Annotated in this window: 22 protein-coding genes and 1 rRNA gene; 15 read left to right on the forward strand and 8 right to left on the reverse strand. The window is 54.9% G+C overall.

Translation table 11 applies throughout. From position 1 onward, the window contains the following. Positions 1 to 154: 154 nt before the first annotated feature. The 7 genes from yihU to ompL all read left to right on the forward strand — a co-directional run bounded on the left by yihU (position 155) and on the right by ompL (position 8,893). The gene (gene yihU / locus FHC51_RS05275; protein WP_220435042.1) at positions 155 to 1,045 is read left to right on the forward strand and encodes a sulfolactaldehyde 3-reductase; all 891 of its coding nucleotides are present in this window, start codon (positions 155 to 157) and stop codon (positions 1,043 to 1,045) included. Between the two features lie 17 nt (positions 1,046 to 1,062). Beyond that, positions 1,063 to 1,938 carry a sulfofructosephosphate aldolase gene (gene yihT / locus FHC51_RS05280; protein ID WP_220435043.1) on the forward strand — a complete coding sequence of 292 codons (876 nt, stop codon included), beginning with the start codon at positions 1,063 to 1,065 and terminating at the stop codon, positions 1,936 to 1,938. Between the two features lie 14 nt (positions 1,939 to 1,952). Then, on the forward strand, positions 1,953 to 3,194 hold the full coding sequence (yihS, locus tag FHC51_RS05285; protein WP_220435044.1) for a sulfoquinovose isomerase: 1,242 nt from the start codon (positions 1,953 to 1,955) through the stop codon (positions 3,192 to 3,194). Between the two features lie 16 nt (positions 3,195 to 3,210). Then, entirely contained in the window at positions 3,211 to 5,235 is a 2,025-nt protein-coding gene (locus tag FHC51_RS05290; protein WP_220435045.1) for an alpha-glucosidase, read from the forward strand. Between the two features lie 45 nt (positions 5,236 to 5,280). Then, the gene (locus FHC51_RS05295) at positions 5,281 to 6,663 is read left to right on the forward strand and encodes an MFS transporter (RefSeq protein WP_220435046.1); all 1,383 of its coding nucleotides are present in this window, start codon (positions 5,281 to 5,283) and stop codon (positions 6,661 to 6,663) included. A gap of 43 nt (positions 6,664 to 6,706) precedes the next feature. Next, positions 6,707 to 8,131, forward strand: a complete 1,425-nt coding sequence (locus FHC51_RS05300) for an MFS transporter (RefSeq protein ID WP_220435047.1) — start codon at positions 6,707 to 6,709, stop codon at positions 8,129 to 8,131. Between the two features lie 75 nt (positions 8,132 to 8,206). Then, the gene (gene ompL / locus FHC51_RS05305) at positions 8,207 to 8,893 is read left to right on the forward strand and encodes a porin OmpL (protein ID WP_114388326.1); all 687 of its coding nucleotides are present in this window, start codon (positions 8,207 to 8,209) and stop codon (positions 8,891 to 8,893) included. A gap of 79 nt (positions 8,894 to 8,972) precedes the next feature. Here ompL and typA read toward each other — a convergent pair whose 3' ends face one another. Beyond that, positions 8,973 to 10,796, reverse strand: a complete 1,824-nt coding sequence (typA, locus tag FHC51_RS05310) for a ribosome-dependent GTPase TypA (protein ID WP_103177576.1) — start codon at positions 10,794 to 10,796, stop codon at positions 8,973 to 8,975. Positions 10,797 to 11,182: 386 nt separating this feature from the next. On the opposite strand from typA, the gene glnA reads away from it, so the two are divergent. From glnA to FHC51_RS05330, 4 genes are all read left to right on the forward strand, one after another. Then, on the forward strand, positions 11,183 to 12,592 hold the full coding sequence (gene glnA, locus FHC51_RS05315) for a glutamate--ammonia ligase (RefSeq protein ID WP_103825293.1): 1,410 nt from the start codon (positions 11,183 to 11,185) through the stop codon (positions 12,590 to 12,592). A 188-nt stretch (positions 12,593 to 12,780) separates the two neighbouring features. After that, positions 12,781 to 13,830 (forward strand): nitrogen regulation protein NR(II), encoded by a 1,050-nt coding sequence (gene glnL / locus FHC51_RS05320; RefSeq protein WP_220435048.1) that lies wholly within the window; start codon positions 12,781 to 12,783, stop codon positions 13,828 to 13,830. An 11-nt stretch (positions 13,831 to 13,841) separates the two neighbouring features. Next, complete coding sequence (gene glnG / locus FHC51_RS05325) at positions 13,842 to 15,254, forward strand: nitrogen regulation protein NR(I) (protein ID WP_103177579.1); 1,413 nt, start codon at positions 13,842 to 13,844, stop codon at positions 15,252 to 15,254. 111 nt (positions 15,255 to 15,365) lie between these two features. Then, positions 15,366 to 15,476 (forward strand): YshB family small membrane protein, encoded by a 111-nt coding sequence (locus FHC51_RS05330; RefSeq protein WP_103825295.1) that lies wholly within the window; start codon positions 15,366 to 15,368, stop codon positions 15,474 to 15,476. Positions 15,477 to 15,549: 73 nt separating this feature from the next. On the opposite strand, the gene hemN is transcribed toward FHC51_RS05330, so the two are convergent. Both hemN and yihI read right to left on the reverse strand, forming a co-directional pair. After that, entirely contained in the window at positions 15,550 to 16,923 is a 1,374-nt protein-coding gene (gene hemN, locus FHC51_RS05335; RefSeq protein WP_220435049.1) for an oxygen-independent coproporphyrinogen III oxidase, read from the reverse strand. A gap of 188 nt (positions 16,924 to 17,111) precedes the next feature. Then, positions 17,112 to 17,624, reverse strand: coding sequence for a Der GTPase-activating protein YihI (gene yihI, locus FHC51_RS05340; RefSeq protein ID WP_103825297.1), 513 nt, complete (start codon positions 17,622 to 17,624; stop codon positions 17,112 to 17,114). A gap of 582 nt (positions 17,625 to 18,206) precedes the next feature. On the opposite strand from yihI, the gene yihA reads away from it, so the two are divergent. Beyond that, positions 18,207 to 18,833 (forward strand): ribosome biogenesis GTP-binding protein YihA/YsxC, encoded by a 627-nt coding sequence (gene yihA, locus FHC51_RS05345; protein WP_103177583.1) that lies wholly within the window; start codon positions 18,207 to 18,209, stop codon positions 18,831 to 18,833. Between the two features lie 312 nt (positions 18,834 to 19,145). Here yihA and polA read toward each other — a convergent pair whose 3' ends face one another. Beyond that, positions 19,146 to 21,938: a DNA polymerase I gene (polA, locus tag FHC51_RS05350; RefSeq protein ID WP_180210443.1), complete on the reverse strand. Its 2,793-nt coding sequence runs from the start codon at positions 21,936 to 21,938 to the stop codon at positions 19,146 to 19,148. 436 nt (positions 21,939 to 22,374) lie between these two features. On the opposite strand from polA, the gene FHC51_RS05355 reads away from it, so the two are divergent. Next, entirely contained in the window at positions 22,375 to 23,283 is a 909-nt protein-coding gene (locus tag FHC51_RS05355; protein WP_103825299.1) for an acyltransferase, read from the forward strand. Positions 23,284 to 23,298: 15 nt separating this feature from the next. Here the strand turns inward: FHC51_RS05355 and dsbA are convergent, their stop codons facing one another. The 3 genes from dsbA to FHC51_RS05370 all read right to left on the reverse strand — a co-directional run bounded on the left by dsbA (position 23,299) and on the right by FHC51_RS05370 (position 25,281). Next, positions 23,299 to 23,922 (reverse strand): thiol:disulfide interchange protein DsbA, encoded by a 624-nt coding sequence (gene dsbA, locus FHC51_RS05360; RefSeq protein WP_103177586.1) that lies wholly within the window; start codon positions 23,920 to 23,922, stop codon positions 23,299 to 23,301. Positions 23,923 to 23,949: 27 nt separating this feature from the next. Continuing rightward, complete coding sequence (locus FHC51_RS05365) at positions 23,950 to 24,936, reverse strand: serine/threonine protein kinase (RefSeq protein ID WP_220435050.1); 987 nt, start codon at positions 24,934 to 24,936, stop codon at positions 23,950 to 23,952. Between the two features lie 75 nt (positions 24,937 to 25,011). Next, positions 25,012 to 25,281, reverse strand: a complete 270-nt coding sequence (locus FHC51_RS05370) for a YihD family protein (RefSeq protein WP_039032193.1) — start codon at positions 25,279 to 25,281, stop codon at positions 25,012 to 25,014. A 68-nt stretch (positions 25,282 to 25,349) separates the two neighbouring features. On the opposite strand from FHC51_RS05370, the gene mobA reads away from it, so the two are divergent. Beyond that, the gene (mobA, locus tag FHC51_RS05375; RefSeq protein ID WP_220435051.1) at positions 25,350 to 25,934 is read left to right on the forward strand and encodes a molybdenum cofactor guanylyltransferase MobA; all 585 of its coding nucleotides are present in this window, start codon (positions 25,350 to 25,352) and stop codon (positions 25,932 to 25,934) included. Continuing rightward, positions 25,931 to 26,434, forward strand: coding sequence for a molybdopterin-guanine dinucleotide biosynthesis protein MobB (mobB, locus tag FHC51_RS05380; RefSeq protein ID WP_220435052.1), 504 nt, complete (start codon positions 25,931 to 25,933; stop codon positions 26,432 to 26,434). Before mobA ends, mobB begins: the two co-directional genes overlap by 4 nt. 90 nt (positions 26,435 to 26,524) lie before the next feature. On the opposite strand, the gene rrf is transcribed toward mobB, so the two are convergent. Further along, a 5S ribosomal RNA gene (gene rrf / locus FHC51_RS05385) occupies positions 26,525 to 26,629 on the reverse strand.

The following is a 26,629-nucleotide window of genomic DNA, read 5'->3' on the forward strand; positions in this document are numbered from 1 at the left end:
GTGATTCCTTCTGCGTTTTCTGTTGCTCTCATTTTAATTTCACCAAATGTTTAAAAAGTGACCCATGTCTATTTTTTGACTATAAATTACAAATACGATCAAAAAAAGACAACATTAACGCGCAGAAATTGACACGATATGACAGGAGAGAGGCATGTCAGCAATCGCATTTATCGGTTTAGGGCAGATGGGCGCGCCAATGGCGAAGAATCTGTTGAAGCAAGGCCACCAGCTTCAGGTCTTTGATGTGAACCCGCAGGCGGTTCAGGCGCTGGTTGCAAGCGGTGCCCAGGCGGCGGCAACGCCCGCACAGGCCGCAACGGACGCTGAATTCGTCATCACCATGCTGCCCAACGGTGATCTGGTGCGCAGCGTACTGTTCGGCGAGCACGGCGTGTGCGAAGGGTTATCCCGCGACGCGCTGGTGATTGATATGTCCACCATTCATCCCCTGCAAACCGACGCCCTGATCCGTGACATGGCCGAGCGCGGCTTCAGCCTGATGGATGTGCCCGTCGGGCGCACGTCAGACCATGCCATCGCCGGCACGCTGCTCCTGCTGGCAGGCGGTACGGCGCAGCAGGTTGAGCGCGCCACCCCCGTATTAATGGCGATGGGCAATGAGCTGATTAACGCCGGCGGGCCGGGCATGGGCATCCGCGTGAAGCTCATCAATAACTACATGAGTATCGCCCTGAACGCCCTCTCCGCCGAGGCGGCCGTGCTGTGCGAAGCGCTCGGCCTCTCCTTTGACGTGGCGCTGAAGGTGATGAGCGGCACCCCTGCGGGCAAAGGCCACTTCACCACCTCCTGGCCGAACAAGGTGCTGAAAGGGGATCTTTCTCCCGCCTTTATGATCGACCTTGCACATAAAGATCTGGGGATCGCCCTGGACGTGGCTAACCAGCTTCACGTCCCGATGCCGCTGGGCGCGGCTTCCCGCGAAGTTTACAACCAGGCACGCGCCGCCGGGCGCGGGCGCGAAGACTGGACAGCCATTCTCGAACAGGTTCGCGCATCCGCCGGGCTGAAAAAATCACACTGATACGAAAGGACTGAGGAATGACGATGTACACCCTGAAAGATATCACCCGACCTTCCGGCGGTTTTGCCATGCTGGCCGTCGATCAGCGCGAAGCGATGCGCCTGATGTTTGCCGCGTCAGGCGCGCCGGTGCCGGTAACTGACCAGCACCTCACGGATTTTAAAGTCAATGCCGCGAAAATTCTGTCGCCATACGCCTCTGCGATCCTCGTCGACCAGCAGTTCTGCTATCGCCAGATCGTGGAGCAGCAGGCGGTTGCGAAAAGCTGCGCGATGATTGTGGCCGCCGACGAGTTTATTCCGGGGAACGGTATTCCTGTCGACAGCGTGGTGATCGACAAGAACGTCGACGCGCAGGCGGTCAAACGCGATGGCGGCAAGGCGCTGAAGCTGCTGGTGCTGTGGCGCAGCGACGAAGATCCGCAGCAGCGTCTGGAGATGGTGAAGGCGTTCAACACGCTGTGTCATGACAACGGTCTGTTGAGCATTATCGAGCCGGTGGTGCGTCCGCCGCGCCGCGGTGCCGCGTTTAACCGCGAGCAGGCGATTATCGACGCGGCCAAAGAGCTGGGAGACAGCGGTGCCGATCTCTACAAAGTGGAGATGCCGCTGTTTGGCAAAGGCACGCAGCAGGCGCTGCTGGCGGCCTCGCAGAAGCTCAACGAACAGATCAACATGCCCTGGGTGATCCTCTCCTCCGGCGTGGACGACAAGCTCTTCCCGCGCGCCGTAAGCGTGGCGATGCAGGCGGGGGCATCGGGCTTTTTAGCCGGGCGCGCCGTCTGGTCATCGGTAATAGGCCTGCCGGACACCGAGCTGATGCTCCGCGATATTTCTGTACCGAAACTGCAGCGTCTGGGCGAGATCGTCGACGAAATGATGGCCCGCCGCTAAGAGAGGATCCGAATATGAAATGGTTTAACACCCTGAGCCATAACCGCTGGCTCGAACAAGAGACCGACCGCATTCTCGACTTCGGCAAAAACGCCGCCGTTCCCACCGGCTTTGGCTGGCTGGGCAATAACGGCCAGGTTCGTAGCGATATGGGCACCCATCTGTGGATCACCGCCCGTATGCTGCACGTCTACGCGGTGGCGGCCAACATGGGGCGCCCGGGTGCATACGCCCTGGTTGAGCACGGCATCAATGCCCTGAACGGTCCGCTGCGCGACAAACAGCACGGCGGCTGGTACGCCTGCGTTAACGATGAAGGGGTGATAGATGCCTCCAAGCAGGGCTATCAGCACTTCTTCGTGCTGCTCGGCGCAGCGAGTGCCGTTACTACCGGACACCCGCAGGCACGCAAGCTGCTGGACGACGCCATTGAGGTAATTGAGCGCTACTTCTGGAGCGAACAGGAGCAAATGTGTCTGGAATCCTGGGACGAAGCCTTCAGCAAAACGGAAGATTACCGTGGCGGCAACGCCAACATGCACGCCGTGGAAGCCTTCCTGATCGTCTATGACGTCACCCACGATCGCAAATGGCTCGACCGCGCCCTGCGCATCGCCTCGGTGATTATTCACGACGTGGCGCGCAAAGGTGAGTATCGCGTTAACGAGCATTTTGACACCAACTGGAACCCGATCCGCGACTATAACATCGACAATCCCGCCCACCGTTTTCGCGCCTACGGCGGTACGCCGGGACACTGGATTGAGTGGGGCCGTCTGATGCTGCATCTGCACGCCGCGCTGGAAGCCCGCTTTGAAACCCCGCCGGCGTGGCTGCTGGAAGATGCAAAAGGACTGTTCCACGCCACCATCCGCGACGCCTGGGCGCCGGACGGGGCCGACGGCTTCGTCTACTCCGTCGGCTGGGACGGCAAGCCTATCGTGCGCGAACGCGTGCGCTGGCCGATCGTCGAGGCGATGGGCACGGCCTATGCCCTCTATACCGTGACCGGCGAGGCGCAGTACGAAGCCTGGTATCAGAAATGGTGGGATTACTGCATCAAATACCTGATGGATTACGAGAACGGCTCCTGGTGGCAGGAGCTGGATGCCAATAACGAAGTGACCACTAAGGTCTGGGACGGCAAGCAGGATATTTACCATCTGCTGCACTGCCTGGTGATCCCGCGCTTACCGCTGGCGCCAGGGTTAGCCCCAGCCGTTGCCGCCGGCTTACTGGATAGCCAGGCCAAATAATAAAAACGGAGATCTTATGCGTACCCTACACGATATTGATTTGAAAACTCACGATCGCGGTTTCACCCTGCACTGGCAGGATCGCCTGATTTTGTCCCATTCGCCCGAGGCCCCCTGCCTGTGGATCGGCGCAGGCGTTGCCGATATTGAGATGTTCCGCGGCAATTTCAGCATTCAGGATAAGCTCAACGAAAAGATTGCCCTGACCGACGCGACCGTCACGCAGCAACAGGCGGGCTGGGCGATCCGCTTCACCCGTGGCGATGCGGTAAGCGCCACGCTGCTGGTGGATCTTGATACGGAAGGCCGCCTGACGTTGAAACTCAAAAACGATGCCACCCGCCATAACCGCCTCTGGCTGCGGCTGGCGGCACAGCCTGAAGATCATATCTACGGCTGCGGGGAGCAGTTCTCCTACTTCGACCTGCGCGGCAAGCCGTTCCCCTTGTGGACCAGCGAACAGGGCGTGGGCCGCAATAAGCAGACTTACGTGACCTGGCAGGCCGACTGCAAAGAGAACGCGGGCGGGGATTACTACTGGACCTTCTTCCCGCAACCCACCTTTGTGAGCACCCAGAAGTACTACTGCCACGTGGATAACAGCTGCTACATGAACTTCGACTTCAGTGCGCCGGACTTCCACGAGCTGGCGTTCTGGGAAGATAACGCCACGCTGCGCTTCGAATGTGCAGAAAGCTATGTCGATCTGCTGGAAAAACTCACCGGCCTGCTGGGGCGTCAGCCGGAGCTGCCGGACTGGGTTTACGACGGGGTGACGCTGGGTATTCAGGGCGGCACCGACGTATGCCAGCAGAAGCTCGACCTCATGCGCGAAGGCGGCGTGAAGGTGAACGGCATCTGGGCGCAGGACTGGTCCGGCATCCGCATGACCTCCTTCGGCAAACGCGTGATGTGGAACTGGAAGTGGAACAGCGAGCTCTATCCGCAGCTCGATGAGCGTATTGCGCAGTGGAAACAGGAAGGGGTGCAGTTCCTCTCCTATATCAACCCCTACGTCGCCAGCGACAAAGACCTCTGTGAAGAGGCGGCAAAACGCGGCTATCTGACCAAAGACGCCGACGGCAAGGATTACCACGTCGAGTTCGGCGAGTTCTACGCGGGCGTTATCGACCTGACCAACCCGGAAGCCTACGGCTGGTACAAAGAGGTGATTAAAAAGAACCTGATCGAGCTGGGTTGCGGCGGCTGGATGGCCGATTTCGGGGAATATCTGCCAACCGATACCTTCCTGCACAACGGCGTCAGCGCGGAGATCATGCATAACGCCTGGCCTGCCCTGTGGGCGAAATGTAACTACGAGGCGCTGGAAGAGACCGGCAAGCTCGGCGAGATCCTGTTCTTTATGCGCGCAGGTTACACCGGCAGCCAGAAACACTCGGTGATGATGTGGGCGGGAGATCAGAACGTCGACTGGAGCCTGGACGACGGTCTGGCGTCCGTTGTACCTGCTGCGCTCTCGCTGGCGATGACCGGCCACGGCCTGCATCACAGCGACATCGGCGGCTATACCACCCTGTTCGAGATGAAACGCAGCAAAGAGCTGCTGCTGCGCTGGTGCGATTTCAGCGCCTTTACGCCGATGATGCGTACCCACGAAGGCAACCGCCCTGGTGACAACTGGCAGTTCGACGGCGACGCTGAAACCATCGCACACTTCGCGCGCATGACCACCGTCTTCACCACCCTGAAGCCCTATATCAAAGCCGCCGTCGCGCAGAATGCGAAAAGCGGCCTGCCGGTGATGCGCCCGCTGTTCCTGCACTATGAAGAGGACGCGCGCGCCTACACGCTGAAATATCAGTATCTGTTTGGCCGCGATCTGCTGGTGGCGCCCGTGTATGAAGAGGGGCGCCATGACTGGTCGCTCTATTTGCCGCAGGACAGCTGGGTGAATGCGTGGACGGGTGAAATCTGCCAGGGCGGTGACATAACCGTTGATGCCCCACTCGGCAAACCGCCGGTCTTCTATCGCCAGCAAAGCGAATGGGCAGATCTCTTTAGCACCTTACGTCATATCTGATAAGGCTCGCCCGCGGGGAAACCTGCGGGCAGACGGAGAACAATAATGAGTCAACATACTTCTGATCCGGCAACCCTGCGCCTGCCGTTTAAAGAAAAACTCGCCTACGGGATGGGCGATCTCGGCTCTAACATCCTGCTGGATATCGGCACGCTCTATCTGCTGAAGTTCTACACCGATGTTCTGGGCCTGCCGGGGACCTACGGCGGGATCATCTTCCTGATTGCCAAGTTCTTTACCGCCTTCACCGACATGGGGACCGGGATCATGCTCGACGCCCGGCGCAAGATCGGCCCGAAAGGAAAATTCCGCCCGTTCGTACCGTATGCCGCCTTCCCGGTGACGCTGCTGGCGATTGCCAACTTTGTCGGCACGCCGTTTGAAATCACCGGTAAAACGGTGATGGCGACGGTGCTCTTCATGCTGTACGGCCTGTTCTTCAGCATGATGAACTGCTCTTACGGCGCGATGGTGCCCGCCATTACCAAAAACCCGGACGAGCGCGCCTCGCTGGCCGCCTGGCGTCAGGGTGGTGCCACGCTTGGCCTGCTGCTCTGTACCGTGGGCTTTGTCCCGGTAATGAACCTGATTGAGGGCAATGACCAGCTTGGCTATATCTTTGCCGCCACCCTTTTCTCGCTGTTCGGGCTGTTCTTTATGTGGTGGTGCTATAAGGGCGTGACCGAGCGTTACGTCGAAACGCAGCCTGCTAATCCGGCGCAAAAACCGGGACTGTTGCAGTCGTTTCGCGCCATCGCCGGGAACCGTCCGCTGTTTATTCTCTGCATCGCCAACCTCTGCACGCTGGGTGCCTTTAACGTCAAGCTCGCCATTCAGGTCTACTACACGCAGTACGTGCTGAACGACCCGATCCTGCTGTCATACATGGGCTTCTTCAGCATGGGCTGTATTTTTATCGGCGTCTTTATGATGCCCGGCGCGGTGCGGCGCTTCGGCAAGAAAAAGGTCTATATCACCGGGCTGATGATTTGGGTGGCGGGCGATCTGCTCAACTACTTCTTCGGCGGCGGATCCGTGAGCTTTGTGGCGTTCTCCTGCCTGGCGTTCTTTGGTTCCGCGTTTGTGAACAGCCTGAACTGGGCGCTGGTGTCCGATACCGTGGAATACGGCGAGTGGCGCACCGGCGTGCGCTCCGAGGGGACGGTCTACACCGGCTTTACCTTCTTCCGTAAGGTTTCCCAGGCGCTGGCGGGCTTCTTCCCGGGGATCATGCTCACGCAGATCGGCTATGTGCCCAACGTGGTGCAATCCGCCGGAACCGTTGAAGGGCTGCGGCAGCTGATATTTATCTACCCCAGCCTGCTGGCGGTCATCACCATTGTGGCGATGGGTTGCTTCTACAACCTCAACGAGAAGATGTATGTGCGCATCGTGGAAGAGATCGAGCTGCGCAAACGTACGGCATAACTGACTTGAGCGAGCGCCCTGCGGGGCGCTATGAGGATCGACCATGACACACACTCCTGATCCGTTAACCCTGAAGTTGAGCCTGCGCGAGAAGTGCGCCTACGGGATGGGCGATTTTGGCTCTAACCTGATGCTGTGTATCGGCACGCTCTATCTGCTGAAGTTTTACACCGACGAACTGGGCATGCCCGCGTTCTATGGCGGCATTATTTTTTTGGTGGCGAAGTTCTTTACCGCCTTTACCGACATGCTGACCGGCGTGCTGTTGGACTCCCGGCGAAATATCGGCGCACGGGGAAAATTCAGGCCCTTTATTCTCTATGCTTCGGTACCCGTCGCGCTGGTTGCCGCGGCGCAGTTTATGGCTAACGACTTTAGCCTGACGGTGAAAACGGCTATCGCCACCGTGCTCTTCATGATGTTCGGCCTCTGCTATAGCCTGATGAACTGCGCCTACGGTGCGATGGTCCCGGCCATCACCAAAAACCCGAACGAGCGCGCGCAGCTGGCGGCCTGGCGCCAGGGCGGCGCAACGGTGGGGTTGTTGCTCTGCACCGTCGGCTTTATGCCTATTCAGGCGCTGTTCGTCAGCCAGCCCTCCCTCGGCTATCTGGTTGCCGCTCTGGTGTTTGTCACCGGCGGGCTGTTCTGCATGTGGTGGTGCTACAGCGGCGTGAAGGAGCGCTACGTGGAGGTCACGCCCGATCACCATAAACCCGGCATTCTGAAATCGTTCTGCGCGATTTTCCGCAACCCACCGCTGTTGGTCTTATGCATCGCCAACCTCTGTACCCTTGCCGCCTTTAACATCAAGCTGGCGATTCAGGTCTATTACACCCAGTACGTGCTGAACGATCTGCACCTGCTGTCGTGGATGGGCTTTTTCAGCATGGGTTGCATTCTGGTCGGCGTGTTTCTGGTGCCCGGCGCGGTTAAGCGTTTCGGCAAAAAACCGGTTTACCTGGGCGGGCTGACGCTCTGGGCGGTAGGCGACGTGTTGAACTTCTTCTGGGGGAGCAACTCCCTGCTGTTTGTGCTCTTTTCCTGTATGGCCTTTTTCGGCACCGCTTTCGTCAACAGCCTGAACTGGGCCCTGGTGCCGGATACCGTTGATTATGGCGAGTGGAAAACCGGCATTCGCGCCGAAGGGTCGGTTTATACCGGCTACACCTTCTCGCGCAAAATCTCCGCGGCCCTCGCCGGTTTCTTGCCTGGCATTATGCTGACCCAGATCGGTTACGTGCCCCATGCGGTGCAGAGCGCAAGCACGCTGCTGGGGCTGCGCCAGCTTATTTTTCTCTGGCCCTGCGGCCTGGCGATTATCGCCGCCATCACGATGGGACTCTTTTATAAACTCAACGAAGCGCGCTTCGCCTTTATTATTGAGGAGATTGCCAAACGAAAAAAACCATCAGCGAATACCCCTGAGATAACCACCAACTATAAAGCGTCAGCAGTCACTTTATAACAATAAATCTGGCCATGAATCCCTTCCCATTCCACGGGAGGGGCGGCCTTTCTTTATCTGATACATGGATAAGTTATGAAAAGAATCATTACTGTACTGATTGTGTCGTCTGTCTCCTGCCCGGTATTTGCCGGGGCGTATGTCGAAACACGAGAAGCATACAATACGGCCTCTGAGCTACATGAGGTGATCCTGCGAGCCGGCTATAACTTCGATATGGGCGCGGGGCTGATGTTCACCAACGCTTATAACGTGGGGAGATGGGATGAGCTTAAGCATAGCTATAACGAAATAGAGGGGTGGTATCCGCTCTTTAAACCCACCGACAAACTCACCTTCCAGCCGGGCGGTTTAATTAACGACAGCAGCGCAGGATCGGGTGGCGCTGTTTATTTAGATACCAACTACAAATTTACGGATGGGTTCAACCTGACGTTCCGCTATCGCTATAACCACAACAATTACGATACGCCGGACTATAACGGGCAGATGGATAAGAACGACACGCACGAGTTTGCTAACTACTGGAATTTTAAAGTGACGGATGCGTTTTTCTACACCTTTGAGCCGCACTTTTTCCAGCGGGTCAATGATTACCACAGTAAGAATGGCAAAGATCACCACTGGGAAATAACAAACAAGTTCAGCTATAAAATCGACAGAAACTGGCTGCCGTACCTCGAACTTCAGTGGCTGGACAGATGGAATGATTACAACCGCGAGCAGTACCGAATCCGTCTGGGCGTGCGGTACGCGTTCTAATAAAAAAGCCGCTGATCGCTCAGCGGCTTTTTACCTGCCGGGAGGCGCATGCGCTTACCCGGCCTACAGACTGACTGTATTAATCTTCTTTTGAACCGCGCATTGCACGTTTACGGTCGTTTTCAGTCAGGTGACGTTTACGGATACGGATAGACTGTGGTGTTACTTCTACCAGTTCGTCGTCATCGATGAATTCCAGAGCCTGCTCCAGCGTCATCTTAACCGGTGGAACCAGAACCGTTGCTTCGTCAGTACCGGACGCACGCATGTTGGTCAGTTTCTTACCGGTCAGGCAGTTTACCGTCAGGTCGTTAGAACGGCTGTGAATACCGATGATCTGGCCTTCGTAAACTTCTGCACCGTGACCCAGGAACAGCTTACCGCGATCCTGCAGGCTGAACAGGGCGAACGCAACCGCTTTACCCTGACCGTTGGAGATCAGAACGCCGTTGTTACGCTGACCGACTTCACCCGGACGAACGTCGTCGTAGTGGCTAAAGGTGGAGTACAGCAGACCGGTACCGGAAGTCATGGTCATGAACTCAGAACGGAAGCCGATCAGGCCACGGCTTGGGATCACGTAGTCGAGACGTACGCGGCCTTTGCCATCTGGATTCATGTTTTTCAGGTCGCCTTTACGCTCACCCAGAGCCTGCATTACAGAACCCTGATGCTGCTCTTCAACGTCCAGCGTCACGTTCTCGAATGGCTCTTGTTTACGGCCATCGATTTCACGGAAGATAACTTTCGGACGGGAAACCGCCATTTCGAAACCTTCACGACGCATGTTCTCGATCAGAACAGACAGGTGCAGCTCACCACGACCAGAAACGCGGAATGCATCAGCGTCTTCGGTTTCTTCAACGCGCAGCGCAACGTTGTGCACCAGCTCTTTGTTCAGGCGGTCAAGGATCTGACGGGAGGTAACGAACTTACCTTCTTTACCACAGAACGGAGAGGTGTTGACGTTGAAGAACATGGTTACGGTCGGCTCATCAACAGACAGCGCTGGCAGCGCTTCCACATTCTGCGGGTCGCAGATGGTGTCAGAGATGTTCAGCTCGCCCAGACCGGTGATAGCGATGATGTCGCCAGCTTCCGCAATGTCGCTCTCGATACGCTCAAGGCCCAGGTGAGTCAGCACTTTACCGACTTTACCGTTACGGGTTTTACCTTCGCTATCGATGATAGTAACCTGCTGGTTTGGCTTCACTTTACCGCGCTTGATACGACCAATGCCGATTACACCAACGTAGTTGTTGTAGTCCAGCTGAGAGATCTGCATCTGCAGGGTACCGTCGAGATCGACGTTTGGTGCCGGAACATGGTCAACAATCGCCTGGTACAGCGGGGTCATGTCTTCAGCCATGTCTTCGTGGTCCAGACCAGCGATACCGTTCAGCGCAGACGCATAAACGATCGGGAAGTCCAGCTGTTCGTCGGTCGCATCCAGGTTAACGAACAGGTCGAAGACCTGATCAACAACCCAGTCAGGACGCGCGCCAGGACGGTCAACTTTGTTGATTACCACGATTGGCTTCAGGCCATGGGCGAATGCTTTTTTGGTTACGAAGCGCGTCTGCGGCATTGGGCCGTCAAATGCGTCAACCACCAGCAGCACGGAATCCACCATGGACATCACGCGCTCAACTTCACCACCGAAGTCGGCGTGCCCTGGGGTATCAACGATGTTGATACGGTAGTCATTCCATTTGATCGCGGTGTTTTTAGCGAGGATGGTAATCCCACGCTCTTTCTCCAAATCGTTGGAGTCCATCACGCGTTCTTGAGTTTCGGCACGCGCATCGAACGTACCGGATTGCTGCAGCAGCTTATCAACCAGGGTAGTTTTACCATGGTCAACGTGCGCGATGATGGCGATATTACGCAGATTTTCGATCACAACTTTGCCTCAGGCATTAGAAATAGCGCGTTATTGTACACGGATTAATCGCACTACAAAACAGGATCACAAACATCCCCCGCAAACAAGTATTGCAGAGATGCTTTGTGATCGCTTTCACGGAGCGGTAAAAGGGCACTTTAACGTAAATTGCACCAATATGGTGCTCAATGTTCACATCGAAGCACTATAATGGTGCAACAAAACCACCGTGGTGCAGCCCTTTTGCACTACGGTGCGCATGATAGCGCCTTTTTGGGGTGTTTTAAAAGTTGGCACAGATTTCGCTTTATAAAATACGGCAACAAAAGGCACCACCGCCTGCCTTATACAGAATTTGAAGACCTCGTTACCACGACGACAATGACCAATCTGGAGAGTTAAGTATGTCCGCTGAACACGTTTTGACGATGCTGAACGAACATGAAGTGAAGTTTGTTGATCTGCGCTTCACCGATACCAAAGGTAAAGAACAGCACGTCACTATTCCTGCTCATCAGGTGAATGCCGAATTCTTTGAAGAAGGCAAAATGTTTGACGGCTCCTCGATTGGTGGCTGGAAAGGTATCAACGAATCCGACATGGTTCTGATGCCTGACGCATCTACTGCCCTCATTGACCCGTTCTTCGAAGAGTCTACCCTGATCATCCGTTGCGATATCCTCGAGCCAGGCACCCTGCAGGGCTACGACCGCGACCCACGCTCTATCGCTAAACGCGCTGAAGAGTACCTGCGCTCCACCGGCATCGCAGACACCGTTCTGTTCGGGCCAGAGCCAGAGTTCTTCCTGTTCGACGACATCCGTTTTGGTGCGACCACTTCCGGTTCCCACGTTGCTATCGATGATATCGAAGGCGCATGGAACTCCTCCACCAAATACGAAGGCGGTAACAAAGGTCACCGTCCAGCCGTTAAAGGCGGTTACTTCCCGGTTCCACCGGTTGACTCTTCTCAGGACATCCGTTCTACCATGTGTCTGATCATGGAAGAGATGGGTCTGGTTGTTGAAGCCCATCACCATGAAGTTGCAACTGCTGGCCAGAACGAAATCGCCACCCGTTTCAACACCATGACCAAGAAAGCGGACGAAATTCAGATCTACAAATACGTTGTTCACAACGTTGCGCATCGCTTCGGTAAAACCGCGACCTTCATGCCAAAACCAATGTTTGGCGACAACGGTTCCGGTATGCACTGCCACATGTCCCTGTCCAAAAACGGGACTAACCTGTTCGCTGGCGACAAGTATGCGGGTCTGTCCGAGCAGGCACTGCACTACATCGGTGGTGTTATCAAACACGCTAAAGCGATCAACGCCCTGGCGAACCCAACCACTAACTCTTACAAGCGTCTGGTCCCAGGCTACGAAGCGCCAGTAATGCTGGCCTACTCTGCCCGTAACCGTTCTGCTTCTATTCGTATTCCGGTGGTAGCTTCTCCGAAAGCACGTCGTATCGAAGTGCGCTTCCCGGACCCAGCTGCTAACCCATACCTGTGCTTCGCAGCACTGCTGATGGCGGGTCTGGACGGTATCAAGAACAAGATCCACCCGGGCGAAGCGATGGACAAAAACCTGTACGACCTGCCGCCTGAAGAAGCGAAAGAGATCCCACAGGTTGCCGGTTCTCTGGAAGAAGCACTGAACGCACTGGACGCAGACCGCGAGTTCCTGACTGCGGGCGGCGTGTTCACTGACGAAGCGATCGATGCTTACATCGCACTGCGTATGGAAGAGAACGACCGCGTTCGCATGACGCCGCACCCGGTTGAGTTCGAACTGTACTACAGCGTCTAATCTTCAATCCCTGTCGCGCGGCCTTTTCTGCGCGAGATTGATAGTCGTTTTTTTTGTTGCCGTGGAAACTTTTCAGCCCATCTTCGGATGGGCTTTTTTCACCGCCAACAAGCTGATCTGACGCGTTTTTCGCCGTAAAAACGCTATACTGCACTAAAATAGTGCAAACAACTCCAGGAGACTGCTGAATGGCAACTGGCACGCTGCCCGATGCTGGGCAGATCCTCAATTCTCTTATCAACAGCATTTTACTGGTCGATGACGATCTGGCGGTGCATTACGCCAATCCCGCGGCCCAGCAGTTACTGGCGCAAAGTTCACGCAAACTGTTTGGCGCGCCGCTGCCCGAGCTGTTGAGTTATTTTTCCCTGAACATCGGCCTGATGCAGGAGAGCCTGCAGGCGGGGCAAGGCTTTACCGATAACGAAGTGACGCTGGTGATCGACGGACGCTCGCATATTCTGTCGCTGACCGCGCAGCAGCTGCCAGAAGGGCTCATTCTGCTGGAGATGGCGCCGATGGATAACCAGCGTCGCCTGAGTCAGGAGCAGCTCCAGCATGCTCAGCAGATTGCGGCCCGCGATCTGGTGCGCGGCCTCGCCCATGAGATCAAAAATCCGCTTGGCGGCCTGCGCGGTGCGGCACAGCTGCTCACTAAAGCCCTGCCCGACCCGGCGCTGGCGGAATACACCAACGTCATCATTGAACAGGCCGACCGCCTGCGGAACCTGGTGGATCGCCTGCTGGGACCGCAGCAACCCGGGATGCATGTCACCGAAAGCATTCACAAAGTGGCGGAGCGCGTCGTCAAGCTGGTGTCGATGGAACTGCCGGATAACGTCAGGTTAATTCGGGATTACGATCCCAGCCTGCCGGAACTGCCGCACGATCCCGACCAGATTGAGCAGGTTTTACTGAATATCGTGCGCAACGCCCTGCAGGCATTAGGGGCGGAAGGCGGAGAGATTATTCTGCGTACCCGCACCGCCTTTCAGCTGACGCTGCACGGCACGCGCTACCGTCTGGCGGCCCGCATTGATGTGGAAGATAACGGCCCGGGCATTCCTTCCCATTTACAGGACACGCTGTTTTACCCGATGGTCAGCGGCCGTGAAGGCGGGACTGGGCTTGGCTTATCGATTGCCCGTAATTTGATAGATCAGCATTCCGGCAAAATTGAATTTACCAGTTGGCCGGGTCATACCGAGTTTTCGGTTTACCTGCCAATCAGGAAATAGAGGGTTAGGTTATGCAACGAGGGATAGTCTGGGTAGTTGATGACGATAGCTCCATCCGCTGGGTGCTTGAACGGGCGCTTACCGGAGCAGGTTTAAGCTGCACCGCTTTTGAGAGTGGTGCCGATGTGCTTGATGCACTCACCACCAAAACCCCGGATGTGCTGCTGTCCGATATCCGTATGCCGGGAATGGACGGGCTCGCGCTGTTAAAACAGATTAAGCAGCGTCATCCGATGCTTCCGGTCATCATAATGACCGCCCACTCCGATCTGGATGCTGCCGTCAGCGCCTACCAGCAGGGGGCGTTCGATTATCTGCCAAAACCGTTCGATATTGACGAAGCGGTGGCGCTGGTTGAACGCGCCATTAGCCACTATCAGGAACAGCAGCAGCCGCGCAATGCCCCGGTTTTCGGCCCTACCACCGATATCATTGGTGAAGCCCCGGCGATGCAGGATGTGTTTCGCATCATTGGTCGCCTGTCACGCTCCTCCATCAGCGTGCTGATTAACGGTGAGTCAGGCACCGGGAAAGAGCTGGTCGCGCATGCCCTGCATCGCCACAGCCCGCGCGTCAAAGCCCCGTTTATCGCCCTGAATATGGCGGCGATCCCCAAGGATTTGATTGAGTCCGAGCTGTTCGGCCATGAAAAAGGGGCCTTTACCGGCGCCAATACCATCCGTCAGGGCCGCTTTGAGCAGGCGGACGGCGGGACGCTGTTCCTGGATGAGATCGGCGATATGCCCCTCGACGTTCAGACACGTCTGCTGCGCGTGCTGGCGGACGGCCAGTTTTACCGCGTGGGCGGCTACGCCCCAGTGAAAGTGGATGTGCGTATTATCGCCGCCACTCACCAGAACCTGGAGCTGCGCGTCCAGGAGGGCAAATTCCGTGAAGACCTGTTCCACCGCCTGAACGTCATTCGCGTACACCTGCCGCCGCTGCGTGAGCGCCGGGAAGATATCCCGCGCCTGGCGCGTCATTTCCTGCAGGATGCCGCCCGGGAACTGGGCGTGGAAGCCAAGCTGCTGCACCCGGAAACCGAAGCGGCGCTGACGCGTCTGGCCTGGCCGGGCAACGTGCGTCAGCTGGAAAATACCTGCCGCTGGCTGACGGTCATGGCCGCAGGCCAGGAGGTGTTGATTCAGGATCTGCCGCCCGAGCTTTTCGAAACCCACGTTCCGGAAAGCAGCACCGGCCAGAGCCTGCCCGACAGCTGGGCGACACTGCTGGCGCAATGGGCCGATCGCGCCCTGCGCTCCGGTCATCAGGACCTGCTCTCCGAGGCGCAGCCCGAAATGGAGCGCACGCTGCTGACCACCGCGCTGCGCCATACCCAGGGCCACAAGCAGGAGGCGGCACGCCTGCTCGGCTGGGGGCGCAATACCCTGACGCGTAAGTTAAAAGAACTGGGGATGGAGTGATCGCCTCCCCCCTGTGTAAAGAGAGTTAATTAAGCGCAAACTGGTGCTATTTTGCGCTTTACTGTACTGATGAGTTGAGTATGATCTTGCCCGGAAAAATGGGGGGTCATCATGCTGGAATCAATCGTGAATTTGTTGACTAGCGGAGCAGTCGAAAGCCATACGCCGCAAACGGCAGTTGCAGCTGTGCTGTGTGCGGCGCTGGTGGGGTTGTTTAGCTAGCACTTCGCTTACCCGGCCTACAAAGCGCGAAATGTAGGCCGGGTAAGGCGAAGCCGCCACCCGGCAATGCGGCTTAAATCACCCGCGAGAACTGCTGCATACGGGCTTTCTGCCGCAGATAGGCATCGAAGCACATACAGATATTACGAATCAACAGGCGCCCTTTCGGCGTAACTTCAATCGCACTCTCCGTCACCTCCACCAGCCCATCTTTCGCCAGCGGTGCCAACAGCTTCATGTCTTCCACAAAGTAGTCTTTAAAAATGAGATCCCACTGCGCTTCCACCGCGCTGAAGTCGAGACGGAAATTACAGATCAGCGCCTTGATCACGTCCCGGCGAATACAGTCGTCGCGGGTTAACGCGATGCCGCGCCACAGCGCATTGCCGGTCTCATCCACCTGCTGGTAGTAGAGCTTCAGCTCTTTCTGGTTCTGCGCATAGCAGTCGCCAATCATGCTGATGGCCGATACGCCCATCCCCAGCAGATCCGTATCGCCCTGGGTGGTGTAGCCCTGGAAGTTACGATGCAGAACGCCCTCGCGCTGGGCAATAGCCAGCTCGTCATCCGGGCGGGCAAAGTGATCCATGCCGATGAACTGGTAGCCGGTCTGGGTCAACGACGTGATGGTTTCCTGCAGGATATCCAGTTTTTGCTGCGCGGAAGGCAGATCGGCATCTTTGATTTTGCGTTGGGCAGCAAACAGCGTCGGCAGATGCGCATAGTTGAAGACGCTCAGGCGGTCCGGGTTGAGTTCCGCCACGCGCTTTAACGTATAGGCGAAACTGTCTGGCGTCTGCTTCGGCAGGCCATAAATCAGATCGATGTTGGTGGAGGTGAAGCCAATCTCCCGGGCATGGTTTAACAGAGCAAAGATGAACTCTTCATCCTGCTCACGGTTGACCAGCCGCTGGACCTCTTTATTAAAGTCCTGCACGCCCATACTCAGGCGGTTAAACCCTTCGGCACGCAGATGATCGAGCACATCCAGCTCGATTTCCCGCGGGTCTACTTCGATAGAGATTTCAGCATCGCCATTGAAGCGGAAGTTATTCCGCAGCAGGGACATCAGACGGCTGATTTGCGCTTTATTCAGGTAGGTCGGCGTACCGCCGCCCCAGTGGAGCTGGCTGACGTGACGACCGGCAAACTGCGGCGCGCGATGCAGAATCTCCTGCTCAAGCGCATCCAGATACTGATCCGCTTTATGCTGCTGGCGGGTCACAATCTTATTGCAGCCGCAGAAATAGCAGAGTTTGTGGCAGAACGGGATATGAACATACAGAGAGAGCGGGCGGTCAGGGTAACGCGCCACCGCCTGCTGGAATTGGCTATCACCAAAAGCGTCGGAAAACTCCAGCGCAGTGGGATACGAGGTATAACGCGGCCCGGAATAGTTATATTTCTGGATCAGGGCCAGATCCCAGTCGATGGTTGCTACAGACATGCTCACTCCTTCCGTTGGTGTCGCGTTCGTATACGGCGGCCCGTTCTGCCCCCTGTGCGGGCCATGAATCGGGTGCGCAGCCACTTCTGTCGCCGCGACAACCGCCGTAGTTTAACGAATAACCACACCAGATAACATATAACCGGAAGGGTTATTAGCAGGACAATAGAACCTGCCGGGTGCAAACGTTAGTTTCCACCTTTCAACAGGCGCATCATATCTTCCTGTTTCTCTTCTTCTTCCTCTTCGTCTTCATCATCGTAAGAGAGGCCAAGCTTCTGCATCAGTTCATCGATGCGATCCAGTTTGGCATCTACCCATGACTGCTCTTCGGCATTCAGGGTTTCACCCTCTTCAAGACGTTCCAGCAGCGCGTCCAGGCGCTCATCATTCTCCAGCAAATCCAGCTCAGCCTGCGGTGAAAGCATAGGTTTCTCGCTCTTCGGTTTGTGCTGCCTGGTGACCGGGGCATCGGTCACGCCTAATGGAACCGGTTTTTTACTGCCGATACGTGGGTCTTTCTGCTGCTTGTTATTCGCAGACGCGCCCGAAGCACCGCCACTCGCGCGGCTACCCGCAGCATGACCACGATGTTTTTTCTCGCGTTTGCGATCGCGCGCTTCCTGATTCAGTTCTTCGCGCGTTTTGCGGCGTGCTTTAGCAGGACGTTTAGCGCCTGCAGCGGAGGTCGGTTTTTTCATGGTGTTTTGTCTTTAAGTCGTTTTCTTGAGTATAGAATTGCGGCGAAATCTAGCAGAAAGCAAGCAAAGAAAAAAGGCGACAGAGCAATCTGTCGCCTTTTTTCCTGACTCACAACCCGTTACGGGTCTGACAATCCTTGTTTGCTTACGACTAACCCTGTCTATCCCTTAGCAGGTACCGTCCGTGATAGGTTCCATTTCCCTTTTTAACGCCTCCAAGGCGTTCGTCTTCCTGACTTTCCTGTGTCTTCGCCTCCTGGCGCTCCTGACCCTTGTCCTTAAGTCCGGTTCCTGTCGGCATCCTCGCCGTTGAACGCTACTTTACCGTTTCAGGCTGAACTCACAAGCCACAAACGGCCATTTTCCGCGACTTTCAGACTAAGACTAACCGTTAATAGTTTGATTTTAATCGTTTTGATTTTTTAAAGCGCTGCGATTTTTCTTAAATATCCCATAGTTAAAATGGCAGATCTCTCACAAAGCCCAGGGTTTTTACTTACAGCCGGGTTGCCGATGGGAAAAGCCTTTTCTCTCTGTTCAGGTATAATCCCCCCAACGTTACGAATTTCTGGAGACAACCACGTGACCAACCTGAATTATCACCAGACGCATTTTCTCCTCAGTGCGCCTGATATTCGCCATTTACCCGCCGATACGGGTCTTGAAGTGGCATTTGCTGGCCGGTCCAACGCGGGGAAATCCAGCGCTCTGAATACCCTGACCAATCAGAAAAGCCTGGCGCGTACCTCTAAAACGCCTGGCCGCACCCAGCTGATCAACCTGTTCGAAGTCGCTCCGGGCAAGCGCCTGGTTGACCTGCCAGGCTATGGTTATGCAGAAGTTCCGGAAGAGATGAAACTCAAGTGGCAGCGCGCGCTGGGGGAATACCTGGAAAAACGCCTGTGTCTGAAGGGCCTGGTCGTCCTGATGGATATTCGCCATCCGCTTAAAGATCTCGATCAGCAGATGATCCACTGGGCTGTAGAGAGCGGGATCCAGGTATTGGTACTGCTCACCAAAGCCGACAAGCTGGCCAGTGGCGCGCGTAAAGCGCAGGTGAATATGGTGCGTGAAGCCGTGCTGGCGTTTAACGGCGACATCCAGGTAGAGGCGTTTTCTTCGCTGAAGAAGCAAGGCGTGGACAAACTGCGTGAGAAACTGGATATCTGGTACAGCGAGCTGGAACCCGCGTCAGAAGCGGATGAGTAATGATGAGCGCGGCGATGTCCGCGCTTTTTTTTGCGCTGAACTTTTCTTTGCCGCAATAAAAAACGCCCCAGTCATTACTGACTGGGGCGGCTAAAATATTCAGCCAAATCCGATTACGTGAAGTAAAAGGTCTGAAAGATAGAACATCTTACCTCTGTACCCTACGCGAATAACTCTACCCTTTTTTAGACTATAGACAAAGCACTTTTTGTAGTTTTTTTTCATTCTTTACATAGGGAATTCTAATGATCATCACAAAACGTTCATGGATATGTTGCTTACTTACAGAAAGTGTTCATATCCCAGAAAGCGTTAGTGAGCCTGATCCCAGTTTTCTCCCTGGCCGACTTCCACCAGCAACGGCACATCCAGTTTGACGCTGTTCTCCATCAGTTCATGGATCTTTTTCGAGACCGGTTCCAGATCGTCTTTATGCACCTCAAACACCAGTTCATCGTGCACCTGCATGATCATCCGCACCCGCGGCTGCTCTTTCTCCAGCCAGGCATCAACGGCGATCATCGCACGTTTAATGATATCTGCCGCCGTCCCCTGCATCGGGGCGTTGATTGCCGCACGTTCGGCACCGGCACGGCGGGCCGCATTACTGGATTTGATGTCCGGCAGATAGAGGCGACGCCCTTCCAGCGTTTCGACATAGCCTTTTTCTTTCGCCTGGGCGCGCGTGTTCTCCATATATTGCAGCACGCCAGGATAGCGTTCGAAATAGAGATCCATATACTTCTGCGACTCTTTGCGCGGAATATTGAGCTGGCGGGAGAGGCCAAAGGCGCTCATGCCGTAGATAAGGCCAAAGTTGATCGCCTTCGCGCTGCGGCGCTGTTCCCCGGTGACGCTCTCCAGCGGCATACCAAACACTTCGGCTGCCGTGGCCCGGTGAATATCCTGCCCTTCCGCAAAGGCGGTTAACAGCCCTTTATCCCGGGAGAGGTGCGCCATGATGCGCAGCTCAATCTGTGAATAGTCAGCAGAGACAATGACGTAATCCTCTGGCGCAATAAACGCCTGACGGATACGGCGCCCTTCTTCATTACGCACCGGAATGTTTTGCAGGTTAGGATCGGTTGAGGAGAGTCGCCCGGTAGCCGCTACCGCCTGATGGTAAGAGGTGTGTACGCGGCCCGTTTTTGGGTTGATCATCAACGGCAGCTTATCGGTGTAGGTCGATTTCAGCTTTGCCAGCCCACGATACTGAAGGATCACTTTTGGCAGAGGATAGTCCAGCGCCAGCTCCTCAAGCACCTCTTCAGAGGTGGAAGGCGCCCCGCCCGGCGTTTTCTTCAGCGGCTTGATACCCTGCTTTTCAAACAGGATGGTCTGTAGCTGTTTAGTGGACGAGAGGTTAAAGGGCTCGCCGGCGATCTCATGCGCTTTTTGTTCCAGCTCGTGCAGGCGCAGGGCGATCTCTTCTGAGTGCTTGTGCAACACAGCCGGATCGATTTTCACGCCGTTGCGCTCGATGCGGGACAGAACCGGCACCAGCGGCATCTCGATATTCTGGAACACGTTCAGCGGCCCGGCGTGTTTTTGCAGCTTCGGCCACATCTTTAAATGCAGTTGCAGCGTGACGTCAGCATCTTCTGCCGCATAGTGTCCCGCCTCTTCCAGGGCGATCTGGTTAAAGGTCAGCTGATTCTTGCCCTTACCGGCGATCTGCTCAAAGGTGACGGTTTTATGCTTCAGCCAGCGGTCGGAGAGCGAATCCATATCGTGACGACCGGCGACGCTGTCGAGGATATAGGACTCCAGCATGGTATCGAACGCAATGCCGCGCAGTTCGATGCCGTAGTTTTGCAGGATGCCGCGATCGAACTTCAGGTTTTGCCCCACCTTCAGCGCTTTTTCATCTTCAAGGATCGGCTTAAGGAGTTCGAGCACGCGCTCACGGGTAAGCTGCTCTGGCGCGTCCAGATAGTCGTGGGCAACCGGCACATAGGCGGCAACGCCCGGCTCTGTGGCAAATGACAGGCCCACCATATTGGCGGAGACATTATCGAGGCTGTCGGTTTCGGTATCGAAAGCGAATACCGGTGCCTGCTGTAGCTTTTCAATCCAGCGTTGCAGCTGCGCTTCATCGAGGATGGTTTCGTAATGCTCAGAAGAGAGCACGCTGGCTTCTTCTTCCGGCTCCTCTTCTGCATCGATCACCAGGGTTTCTTTTGGCTTAGCCGCCGGTTTAGCCCCTTTCGCCTGCAGCCATTTCCCCGCTTCGACATCGGTTATCCAGCGTTTGAACTCGTACTGCTTAAACAGGCCTAGCAGCTCTTCGACGGCAGGTTGCTGCACTTCCAGCTGTTCACAGGTTAGATCCAGTTCGACGTCTGTTTTGATGGTTGCCAGCTGATAAGAGAGGTAGGCCACCTCTTTGTTTTGCTCAAGCTTAGCGGCCATGGTTTTGGCACCGCGGAAGGTCAGCCCGGCGATTTTATCCTGCTCGCTATACAGCGTATCCAGCCCGCCCAGACCTTGCAGCAGCGCCTGGGCCGTCTTTTCGCCCACGCCCGGTACGCCAGGAATGTTATCGGAGGAGTCACCCATCAGCGCGAGGAAGTCGATGATCAGTTCCGGCGGCACGCCATACTTAGCGACGACCTCTTCCGGCCCAAGAATGGTATTGGTCATGGTGTTAATCAGGGTGATCCCCGGCGTGACCAGCTGAGCCATATCTTTATCGCCGGTGCTGATCAGGACCGGGCGGCCCATTTTCTCAGCTTCACGCGCCAGCGTACCGATAACATCGTCCGCTTCAACGCCCGAGACGGCCATCAAAGGCAGCCCCATCGCTTTTACCATCTTATGCAGAGGCTCAATCTGGGCGCGCAGATCGTCCGGCATCGGCGGACGATGAGATTTGTAATGTTCGAACAGCTCATCCCGGAAAGTTTTGCCTTTCGCATCGAAGACCACGGCGGCATGGCTTGGCTGATACTGCATGATCAGGCTACGCAGCATGTTCAGCACACCATACATTGCGCCCGTAGGCTCTCCCGCACTGTTAGTCAGCGGAGGAAAGGCGTGATATGCCCGATAGAGGTAAGACGAGCCGTCGACGAGAATAAGCGGATTTTCGGGGATCTGAACCATAATGTCCGTGCCTTTAAGTAATTTATGAATAAAGGATGCCACAGAAGGATGAAAACATCAGTTTTTCACGGCCAATACAGCCAAAGATTTTGCGATCCTGAGGATCGCTCGCAAATTAAAACTGTGGATAAGTTTGTGAATATTTTCTGTCACCTGGATTAAATGTGCTTAATGGGGATCGATGAGATAATTATTAACATTAATAATCAATGAGTTGTGATTTGATCACGATCTCATATTTTCGATTGATGACAATTTACTCCATGTGGATATAAGCCACGCGGGATCGGCATAACAGGATTTTTCTCCACAGCGCATACAAATCAGCTTTCCCGCCAAGTTAAAGCGCCATCCTTTAACCGTTTTCTGGTAAAATCAGCGCCCTGCGTCTGTTTATCAGGCGCCATTCATAGCTAACCACCTGAAAACATTCATCATGTCTAGACTCCTGGCTGCGATCACCCTCTTCTTAAGTATCGCATTAACTATTCTGGTCACCATCGCCTGTTCTGTGCCGATCATCATCGCCGGAATAATTAAACTGCTATTACCGATCCCCGTTGTCTGGCGTGCCGTATCTGCATTCTGTAACGTTATGATGTACTGCTGGTGTGAAGGTCTGGCGGTGCTTCTTCGTCTTAATCCACATCTGAAATGGGATGTTCAGGGTCTGGAAGGGCTTAACAAGAAAAACTGGTATTTGCTTATCTGCAACCACCATAGCTGGGCCGATATTGTGGTGTTATGCGTACTGTTCCGCAAACACATTCCGATGAATAAGTACTTCCTTAAACAGCAGCTCGCCTGGGTACCCTTTATTGGGCTGGCCTGTTGGGCGCTGGATATGCCGTTTATGAAGCGCTATTCCCGTAGTTATCTGATCCGCCACCCTGAACGCCGCGGCAAAGATGTCGAAACGACACGCCGCTCCTGCGAGAAGTTTCGCGCGCACCCCACCACCATCGTCAATTTTGTGGAAGGCTCTCGCTTTACCGAAGAGAAAAAGCAGCAAACCCGCTCACCGTACAGCAACCTGCTGCCGCCAAAAGCGGCGGGGATCGCCATGGCGCTTAACGTACTGGGCCAACAGTTCGATAAATTACTGGACGTGACGCTCTGTTATCCGGAGAACGACAAGACGCCGTTTTACGATATGCTCAGCGGCAAGTTAACCCGGATTGTGGTGCGAATTGATCTGGTGCCTGTGGCGGAAGAGTTACATGGGGACTATGTTAACGATAAGAACTTTAAGCGGCGTTTCCAGCTCTGGCTGAACACGCTGTGGACGGAAAAAGACGCGCTAATCGACAGGATTAAAGCCCAATACAACAACGCCGGTCATTGACCGGCGTTTTCTTTATTACTTCTTCTCAACCAGATACTTCACGGTGTCGGCATACTGCTGCACGAAGATGTCCATGCTGCTGGTATCCATACCCTGCATATTCAGCTGATACTTACCGTTAACATACATGGCTGGAACGCCACGCAGTTGCAGATCGGCGGCCGCTTTTTCCTGCTGTGCCACCAGAGATTTCACGACAAAGCTGTTCCAGGCTGCATCGTATTCTTCGCCCTTAACGCCTGCATCGACGAATACCTTACGGATATCGGCAGTGGTCTGTACAGACTGGGTTTTCTGCACGGCTTCAAACATCGGTGCAGTGATTTTGTCTTCCACACCCAGGGCCATAGCGACTGCCCACGCCTGCGTTAAGTCTTTGCCCAGCGGGCCAAGGAACTCAACGTGATACTTGGTCATTTTGGTGCCTTCAGGCAGCTTCTTCTTCACGTTTTCGGAAACATGCAGAACCTGCTCGAACTCATAGCAGTGCGGGCAATAGAATGAGAAGAACTCCAGTACCTGAGGTTCTCCGGCTACAGGTTTGTCGAGGGTAATATACTGTTTACCATCGGTGAACTGTGCAGCCGAAGCGCTAAATGCCAGAATCATACCTGCCAGCGCCAGCCATATTTTTTTCATGATCAACTCTCTCCTGGATGTGTTCGATTAATACATTGGCGTTAATTGCAAAGGGGGTTCCTGCAGAACCTTTACCTGTTCAATAAATGTGGATATCTGGTTACGCCAGTAATCTTCTCCGGTAAGCCACGGGAAGTTTCTGGGGAAAGCGGGGTCGTCCCAACGCCTGATTAACCATGCAAGATAATAAACAAAACGCATGGCGCGTAAAGGTTCGATTAATGCAATTTCGTCTGAATTAAAAGGGGTGAACTCTTCATAGGCTTCGATAATCGTCTCAAGCTGCATCCACTGCTCAGCCTTATCGCCATTCAGCAGCATCCAGAGATCCTGAATCGCTGGTCCCATTCTCGCATCATCGAGATCGACAAATAATGGCCCGTCGCGCCAGAGGATATTTCCGGCATGGCAATCACCGTGCAGGCGCAGCGTTTTAACGTTGTTATCCCAGCGCGCTGTGACAGCGTTAATTAAATTATCCGTTGCGGCCAGAAATTCAGCTTTCAGCCCTGAGGGGATGAGCGTGGAGGTTTCAAATACCTGACGCGGTTCGAGCAGATATTCCGCAATGCCGATTGTGGGACGCGAAGAAAAGACGCTCTTCTTTCCCGTCTGATGAATGCGCCCTAAATAACGGGCAACCCATTCCATCTGATCGATATTATCGGCTTCAAATTGCCGGCCACCGAGGCTTGGGAAAACGGCAAAATAAAAACCCTGATGCGACAGCAGCGTCTGACCATTGAATTGCAGAGGTGCGGCAACGGGAACGTCATCGGCTACCAGGTCGAGGGCGAACTGATGCTCTTCCTGAATCTGATCGGCTGACCAGCGCTGCGGGCGATAAAATTTCACGACGAAGCGCTGACGATCCTCATCCTGAAACTGGTAGACGCGGTTTTCATAGCTGTTTAATGGGGTCAGACCTGAGTCCACCCGGATGCCCTGCTCAAACAGAGCATCCATAATGGTATCCGGGTGTAGGGTCTGGAAAGTAAAGGCCTGGTCGTTCATCCGATCATCCGGAAATTATACGAATGATTGAGGATATCATTTAACGGCGATTACGGTGGTGCCTCTTACAAGCTTTTACTCTTTAATTACGCCACGTGCGCGCAGCAGGGCTGTTTTGAAATCCTCTTCGTAATCTTTCTGAATACCGGGGATGACAGCATCTTTACCGGAATCGCGCATTTTCAGGTGATAGATCAGGATGTCATCGGAAAGGTCGGCCAGTTCGCCTTCATAACCTGACTCCTGCGCCAGTTTCTGTAAGAATTGCACGAGGTTAAGCTCTGGCTCTTTTTGCCAGGCTGGCTGGAGAAGTTCAATAACTTCATTCAGACGTTTACATTTCATGGTAATACTCCTTTCATTGAGAGTGACACGTTAGCAGGGTCAATCCCACAATAAAAGAGGCGATATTGTTGAGCCAGATAAGCACGATCACGGGTGTGGTGTTAGCCGGCGGCAAGGCATCCCGCATGGGGGGAGTCGATAAGGGCCTGCAGACGTTGAACGGCACACCGTTATGGCAGCACGTGGCACACACGCTGAGTAAACAAGTGAGTACGCTAGCCATCAGTGCTAACAAAAACCTCGCCGTTTACCGGGAAAGTGGATACCCCGTCTATCCCGACTCGCTGGCTGATTACCCGGGGCCGCTGGCGGGGATGCTTTCTGTTATGCAGCAGTGCGATGCCGAGTGGTTTCTGTTTTGTCCCTGCGATACACCGTTTATCCCCGATTGTCTGGCTGAGCGCTTTGTTAAACACAGGGAAACGTCAGCGGTTGTCTGGGCGCATGACGGCGAACGCGATCATCCAACCATTGCGCTAATGCACCGTCAGCTGATGCCAGCATTACAGAGCTACCTGGCTGCGGGAGAGCGTCGGGTGATGGTCTTTATGCGACAGGCCGGTGGACATTCTGTCGATTTTAGCGATATGAAACAGGCATTTATTAACGTCAATACTCTCGAACAGATAGACACTATGCAGAGGCACAAATGATACCTGTTTTAGCGATCGCCGCCTGGAGCGGTACGGGGAAAACCACCCTGTTAAAAGCCATCATCCCGGCACTTTGTGCGAGGGGTGTGCGCCCCGGGCTTATCAAACACACGCATCACAATATGGATGTGGATATTCCTGGCAAGGATAGCTACGAACTGCGCAAAGCTGGCGCGGCACAAACCATTGTTGCCAGCAGCCAGCGTTGGGCCTTAATGACCGAGACACCGAACGAGAAAGACCTTGATCTGCCTTACCTCATCAGTCGGATGGATCATTCGACGCTGGATCTGGTCCTGGTAGAGGGTTTTAAGCATGAACCGGTGGCAAAGATTCTGCTGTTTCGCAGTGATACCGGACATGGGATTAATGAATTAACGCTTGATGAACATGTTATCGCGGTGGCCAGTGATATTTCACTGTCGCTTCAGGTACCGGTCCTGGATATCAATAATGCGGAGGAGATCGTCGGGTTCATTCAACAATGGATGAGGTCGTAGTAGGCCGGGTAAGGCGAAGCCGTCACCCGGCTTTTTTAACGCCCAACGCAAAAAGCCCATCCGTGAGGATGGGCTTTTCACTTGTTTGATGCCTGGCAGTTCCCTACTCTCGCATGGGGAGACCCCACACTACCATCGGCGCTACGGCGTTTCACTTCTGAGTTCGGCATGGGGTCAGGTGGGACCACCGCGCTA

This window comes from Leclercia sp. EC_58 (genome assembly GCF_019584355.1).
Lineage (GTDB): Bacteria > Pseudomonadota > Gammaproteobacteria > Enterobacterales > Enterobacteriaceae > Enterobacter.